This is a genomic window from Nocardia sp. NPDC058518, from assembly GCF_042719655.1.
Lineage (GTDB): Bacteria > Actinomycetota > Actinomycetes > Mycobacteriales > Mycobacteriaceae > Nocardia.
Genome location: NZ_JBHXNJ010000001.1, coordinates 704,829 through 711,855 on the forward strand (window position 1 = coordinate 704,829; position 7,027 = coordinate 711,855).

Annotated in this window: 3 protein-coding genes; all 3 read left to right on the forward strand. The window is 63.7% G+C overall.

Going from position 1 to position 7,027, the window contains the following annotated elements; all coding sequences use genetic code 11:
- Nucleotides 1–50: 50 nt before the first annotated feature.
- The 3 genes from ACFWPX_RS03105 (at nt 51) to ACFWPX_RS03115 (ending at nt 6,319) form a co-directional block, all read left to right on the forward strand.
- Nucleotides 51–1,853, forward strand: a complete 1,803-nt coding sequence (locus ACFWPX_RS03105; RefSeq protein WP_378925479.1) for a ParB/RepB/Spo0J family partition protein — start codon at nt 51–53, stop codon at nt 1,851–1,853.
- 158 nt (nt 1,854–2,011) lie between these two features.
- Nucleotides 2,012–2,260, forward strand: a complete 249-nt coding sequence (locus tag ACFWPX_RS03110; RefSeq protein ID WP_378925481.1) for a DUF6374 family protein — start codon at nt 2,012–2,014, stop codon at nt 2,258–2,260.
- A 975-nt stretch (nt 2,261–3,235) separates the two neighbouring features.
- On the forward strand, nt 3,236–6,319 hold the full coding sequence (locus ACFWPX_RS03115) for an EAL domain-containing protein (RefSeq protein WP_378925483.1): 3,084 nt from the start codon (nt 3,236–3,238) through the stop codon (nt 6,317–6,319).
- The last annotated feature ends 708 nt before the right edge of the window (nt 6,320–7,027 follow it).

Below are 7,027 nucleotides of genomic sequence, written 5' to 3' on the forward strand. Positions count from 1 at the left end.
GCACCATCGCATCCAGTGCCTACCTGTCTGACAATCAGGAGACCTTTCCCATGGCATCAGACACCGACGCTCCCAACAACGTCGCCGACATCGATACCGCGGACGAGAGCGCACTCGACGACATGGTCGGGCCCCTCGGCCAGACAAGCCCGGACACCGACCCCACAGCAGATGCCGACACAGTTCCCGATCCCGTCGGCGTCCCAGTGAACGCGGTCGCGGTCTTTCGTGACCCCGCAAACCTCGTGATCGACAACAACGTGCGCGAAACGTTCAACCTCGATGACTTTCCCGAGCTTGCCGACTCGGTCGCCGAACACGGAGTGCTGACCCCGATCACCGCCTACGGCCACCCTGACGACCCCACCGCGGTCGTTCGGGATGGGCAGCTACGAACCTTGACCGCGATCGCGGTCGGGATCGAGCAGGTCCCGGTCTGGTTGATCGCACCCGATGAAACCCTCACCGCGAAAGACGCCGAGATCTCCCGGATCCTGGCCCAGATCACGGTCAACGACCGCCGGATCGCGCTCACCGACGGTGACCGCGCCGCAGGGATCGCGTTGGCTCTCGACCTCGGAGCCTCGGTCACCCGCGTCGGCAAAGCGTTGCAGACCAAGCGCGACGAGATCAAACAAGCCGGCAAGATCGGCGCCTCGGTAACCGCGCGTAAGGCCGTCGACGACGGGCAGCTCGATTTCGACCAGGCCGCGACTGTGGCCGAGTACGAAAATATCGGCGACACCGACGCGGTGGCGCAGTTGCTCGCTGCTCGCACTCATTTCAGTTACGAAGCGCGCTTGATCGCCAACGACCGTGCCGAGCGGCGCGCCTACTACGCCGCCGGGTTGCGCTGGGCCGAGGCCGGATTCGGTGTTCTGGACGACTACCCGGACTGCGATGGGCCCGATCCTGTACTGGTGCACGCGGGCGACCTGGTCGATACCAACGGTGGTCCGATCAATCTCGACGAGCTCTCGGCTGATGCGGGTTGGCTGGTGTGGATCGAACGATCCAGGGCCTTGGTGACCGTCGAACGCGACACCGGTGCGATCGTCGACGCGGCCACCGTCGACTGGAGTACCGAGCGTGATCCCGAACGCGAACCCGCGAATGGTTTGCGCCACGCAGGCGAGGTCACCCAACACGACCAGTGGCAAGCCGACTACTTTCTGCCCACTCGACTGCTCGATGCAACGGGGCTACACCTGGCCAGCGACATGCACGACGAACCCACCGACCACGGCATCGACATGAGCGAGGACGAAGACCACACCGCTGCAGACCTCGACAACGCCACCGCCCGTGAAGAGCTGGCCGCGCGACGAGCCGAGGTCGAAGCCGAAGCGGCCGCGCGACGCGAGCAGGAACGGTTGGCGGCCAGGCGGGTGCGTGAGCTCAACAAGCAGGGACTGGCCGCGATGGAGGTCCGCCGGGAGTTCGTCACCCAGCTGCTCGCCCGCAAAACTGCACCCCCGCCCGCTGCGAAGTTCATCGCCGAAGTCTTGGTCGCAGAGCCCGCGCTGCTCGGTGAGTACAACGCCTTCGAGACCGGCGCCGAACTACTCGGCGGCAAAGGAACCTGGCGGCGCGACCTGCAACAAGCAGTTGAGACCGCCAAACCGGCACGCTGCCAGGTCATCATCCTCGGACTCGTCCTCGGCGCCCTCGAAAAACGAGCCGTCAAAGATTCGTGGCGCTACAGCGATGCCGGTGTCGGCCGGTACCTGCAGTTTCTCCAGCAGGTCGGCCACGAGCTGGTCCCGGTCGAACTCGCAACGATCGGTCACCTCGACTACAACGACATCGACCTCGACTCCCCTACCGACACACCCGAAGCTCGAGCCGCCTGACCAGTGCCCGCACGTCCGATGCAATGGCAACGCAAGCCGCTCGGCCCCGCCCGCCGAACCATCACGGTGCTCGAAGAATCGCTGGCTGCGGCGCTCGTGATGCTAGTGCGCCCACCCATCTATCGAAAGTATGTTCGAATCGCTGTAAGCTCCCGGGCATGACCCAGATGTCGCGTCCGGACTGGGCCGCGGCCACCCTGGCCGCGGTCCGGCAGCAGCTCCTCGACGCCACCGCGTTCGGCGCGAACCTGCCCGCCGACCACGTCGACGACATCGTCACCCGCCTCGGCGAGCGCCTGAAACAACAGTTCTGTGTCTACCGGTCCGGCGACCAGGAACTGCGATGCCGCCCGTTGCAGCCCCGGTCCCCCACAGGTTGTCAGGGCTACCGTCAGGATCCGCGATGAGTGGATCATCGTCGTTGTTCGAGTCGTGGCCTGAGGAGCTGCCGGGGATACGGCTGGTCGTGGATCCACCACAACCGGTCACCGTCGACCTGGGCACCGCGATCGTGACCCGTCCCGCCCATTTCGGTGTCAACAAGGTCTACCGTGGCAGCCGCAGCGGCGGGCTCCGATTGTCAGGGACCATACCCGGGGCTTCTGCGTGCGTGGGCGAGAGTTTCGGATCGACCTGGCTGGGAACTCGTGGCTTTCACCATCTACACCGGGAACGGCCTCGGGCGCTTGTCTGTCGAACAGTGGTGCCCCCAGCACTCTCTGACTCCCCAGAACCGCTCGATCCAGTGAAGGACCACCGTCGATTCATCGCCCACGACCGCGCCGATACGGCTATCACCTGCGACACCTAATTGTCCACCCCACCCAGCCCGCCCGCTCCGGTGTGGGCCAAAGCCCGCGATCTCTGCCGAGCCCTTGTCGTCCTCGGCCGCGTGGGAGCCGTGGCACCGAGCCGCCGACATGTAAGCCGTCAGGGTGAGCAGTTGCCGCACAGCGCTTGGCCCGCCTGCAAGCAACTACGGCCGGGCCAAGCGCTGGGTTACCGACGAGGCTATCGATTCACCGGTGGAGTGGTCGATTGCGACAAGTACTCAACGGCGACCACGAACACGGTGATGCCTGCATCCCAACCAGCCAGGAAGCCAGCGGCGGCGCCGAGCGCACTCGCAACTCCAAAGCCCATCAACGAGTTCGGCGGAATTTCCGACAACGGCGGTGGTACATCCCTAGTCATCGTGAATACCTTCCATGCGCGGAGAGCGGCTCTCCGACAACGTATTTCGCTGTGAGTCAAGGATGCGGGTACGTTTCGGCGTCAAACCCGTGCGCAGACGCGGTTGCCCGCATACTGTGCGGTCATCGGCAAAGTTCTACAGCGACAGACAGAATCCGACAGATCCGGCCAGGTATAGAGGAGGCGTGGTGGCAAGGCTGGTGTTTCCACAGCTGCCGCCGGGGCCGCTGTACGATCTGATGTCGGCCTTGCACGAACTGCACGACCGCGCTGGATGGCTCAGCACCCGCGATATCGCCCGCAAAGTCGGCAAAGTCAGCCACCACACCGTCGCCGAGCTATTCAAATCCACAACCCTTCCCAAACTGCCGCTCCTGATGTCGGTCGTGGACGTACTGGCCCAGGAATCGCGCCGCCCAACCACGGACCGGGAGCAGCACATCAGCGACTGCTGCGATGCCATCGACCAGCTGTGGACACGTGCTCGCCTGGATGAAGTCACGCCCACCCGACTGCCGACGCAGTCCATGCGCAACGAGGATCCAGCAGCCGACCTGGTCGTGACAGCCGCGCTGACAGCCTCTGCCGAAGTGACCACGATGGGAGCGTTCCTGCCCGACCGGGACCGTTCGATGGCAGTGATGGCCGGTGTGACGAATTACGCCACAGATGCACTGGCATCGTTGCCCGGCACGTCCTCATCAGTCCAACAGCTCGCCCACCTACTGACCGATCCTGCTGACCCCGTCATCGACAGCGACAACCTGATCCTTCTTGACTCACCTACACGGGCCGAGACCCTCGACGGTGTTCGGCGCGCTGCCGACCAGGCCACCGACAGCTTGATCGTCTACTTCGCCGGACATGGCTTGATTTCACGCCGGGGCGAGTTGCTGCTGGCGGCTAGCGACACCGATCCCGATATCGAGTACACCGCGATCGCCTACCAGACAATCCGCGAGCTGGTCGTGGCCAGTAAGGCGAAACGCGTGCTCGTCGTGATCGACGCATGTGCAGCCGGGCAAGCACTCACCGACGAAGTTATGGGGCCGCTGGACGGGCTCGTCCGCATTCCGACCAGCCTGGTCATAGCATCGACTGGGCCCTACCAGGCTGCGCTTCGCGACGTGGGCGGCCCAGTCTTCACCCGCGCATTCACGAATATCCTCAGGGACGGGATCGATGGCGGACCTGAGCTCCTCGACGTCGTAACGGTGTTCGAAGCGTTGCGTGAAGTCGCGCAGCGCTCACACCGATTCCCCATTCCGTATATCAGCGGCGAGACCGGCGACCACCCACTCGCGCTCGCCCGAAACCGAGCGGGACAGCTCGACGACCCCGCTCCGAGGGACCTTCGGTTCGTCGATGAGGTGGACGACAGCTTGCCGATCGTCGATGACCGGCAGATATCGCCTCTGTCTCTGGTGACCGAGGTGGCCAAGGACTTCATGGCTGCCGATTCAGAAACGGTGGTGGCGGCAGCAGAGCGGGTTCTAGCGAAGCTGGTGGACTTCTTCGGAGTCGAGTTCGGCTACCTCCGCCACACCGACCACGATCGTCGACGTTCTGTTTTGGTCGCTGAGTGGCCGCACCGTACCCACACTCCTGATCCAGATCCGTTTGCCGTCATCGACTTCACGGATGCCGACCCCGTCATCCATCAGCTCGAGCACCTGACCGACCCGCTGGTCGTGTATCCGGTGATCGACTTTGCCAGCTACTGGCAATTGTTCCGGCGCGCCCGCGGGATTTCGGTTGCCACATCAGTGACGGTGCCACTGCTTTCCCACGGCGAACCCTCCGGTGCACTAGGTTTCGCCGCCTCGGGACAGCGCGAGTGGACACCGTCTGACCTCTATCTGCTCAAGACAGTTGCCGCATTGTTCGCCTTGCTCGACACCCGCGTCTTGGCCGAGGAACAACTCCGGTACATGGCCCTGCACGACGACCTGACCGGGCTGCTGAACCAGCACGCGTTGATGGGAAAACTAGTAGATCGGCTCGAAACGGGTAGACCGGGACCGGTGGCTATGCTGTTCCTGGATCTCGATCGGTTGAAGTCACTCAACAGCTTTCTCGGGCATAGCGCTGGCCGCAACTTCGTCCGCGCCCTGGCCAGCAGGCTCAAACAGAATCTTGAACCCACCGACATGATCGCCAGATTCGGTGGTGGCGAGTTCGTCATCGTGCTGCACGAACCGATGGATGTCATAGCCGCAGAACTGGAAGCCCAACGGATTCAGCAAGTCGTCCAGGGCCGGGTCACTCTCGGCAGCGAGTTGGTGAGCCGAGCGGCGAGCGTCGGGGTTGCGGTGGCTGATCCGGGAGAGACCTCGGCGTCTGAGCTCGTGCGCCGAGCTGAGCGTGCCCTGCAAGCGGCGCAATCTGACAGTAACAGTGGTATCGCGGTATTCACTGATGCGATGCACGCCCAGTTCGAGCTGCGTGACGATGTGGAGCTCAACCTGCGCAAGGCCATATCCGACGGGTCACTGCTGCTGCACTACCAGCCCGAGGTCGACCTCCGCACTGGCAGCATCACCGGGGTCGAGGCGCTGGTCCGCTGGCAACACCCAACCAGAGGCCTACTGCCGCCCGCGATGTTCGTCCCCGCCGCCGAGGCCACCAACCTGGCGGGAGAGTTGGGGCGTTGGGTGATCAAGGACGCCTTGGCCGAGTTCGCACGGTGGCGTCGAGAGGGCTTGGCCGAAAGGGTCGTACTTCGGATCAACGTGTCTCCAGCACAACTGGTCAGCCTCGACTTCGTCGAGCGCATCGAATCCTTGCTGCGACGTTACGGTGTCGACGGTAGCTCCATCTGCCTCGAAATCACCGAACATGTTGTGGTGCAAGACCTTACACGGACCAGAATCACTCTGCGCGGACTCAAGCGGCTAGGCATACAGATCGCCATCGACGATTTCGGAACCGGCTCCAGCTCGCTGTCGCACCTCAAGGCCCTGCCTGTGGACGCGGTGAAGCTCGATCGCGGCTTCGTGCAGCGTCTCGGCGACAGCAACGACGACCTGGTGATCGTCAAAGCCATTATGGGGCTGGCTGGCTCGTTCGGTCTGGGCGTCGTGGGCAAGGGAGTTGAGACGGCCGCAGCCGCGCGCACATTGGTAGGGCTCGGTTGCTATCGGGCGCAAGGCTTTCTGATCGCTAGGCCGATGCCCGCCGAAGACATGATGGGCCACCTAGTGCGGGGTCGAATCGAACTCGACTTCGATCTCCCCCGGCACCCACAGACAGTCGATCCTCGTCCGGAGTGAAAAGTTGGCCTGTTCGAGTATTGAATTCGGGTAGCCCGCCGAGCGGCCGTCACCGTGGCGTGGGTATCCGATGAACTCGACGGGCAAGATGCCAGACATCCGAGGAGCACGGCTACTCCCCCGGTGTAAGTCGAACCTGCCAACGCATCATCGTCGTCGGCCAGATTCATCTGGTCACAGACCGACAGTGCACAAGCTCGGTCTTGTTACGTTCACCGTGCCGGTCGGAAATGGCCGCGGGTGTCTGCACGTCGAACAGTGGTGCCCCCTCAGCACGCACTCACCCCGCAAGACAACCCGGGCAGATGAATGGCCGAGTCGATGGAAAGATCACCGACTCGGTCATCGACGTCGCGTAGCTCGCAGCTCGAAGGCCACAGCTACGCGTAGCCGCGGCGCCTCACCGTCCGCGTAGATCCTTACTCCGCCGCAGTTCGCACCGACGCCCGGACCAGACCGGTATGACCTAGCCCGGGTGATGCGGCGCGCGAGCGCGTGCCCGCCACGGCTCGACCGATTCCCTGGTTGTGTCGAAGGCTGTCGATCAATGCACAGCCAATCGTGACCACCTCGAGTGTTGGACAACGCCGACCGGCGCCGGCGTCGCGGGCGATCCTGCCGATGCTGGGGTCCTCGGTTTGATATGGACCTAACGTCGAGACCTCCGAATATATTTGCGAAAACCGGGATCAGCTGACGGAGTGGGCG

Bases quoted from the DNA above. Each gene is read 5' to 3' on its own strand.
- ACFWPX_RS03110 (WP_378925481.1), top strand. From the start codon at position 2,012: ATGACCCAGATGTCGCGTCCGGACTGGGCCGCGGCCACCCTGGCCGCG.
- ACFWPX_RS03105 (WP_378925479.1), top strand. From the start codon at position 51: ATGGCATCAGACACCGACGCTCCCAACAACGTCGCCGACATCGATACC.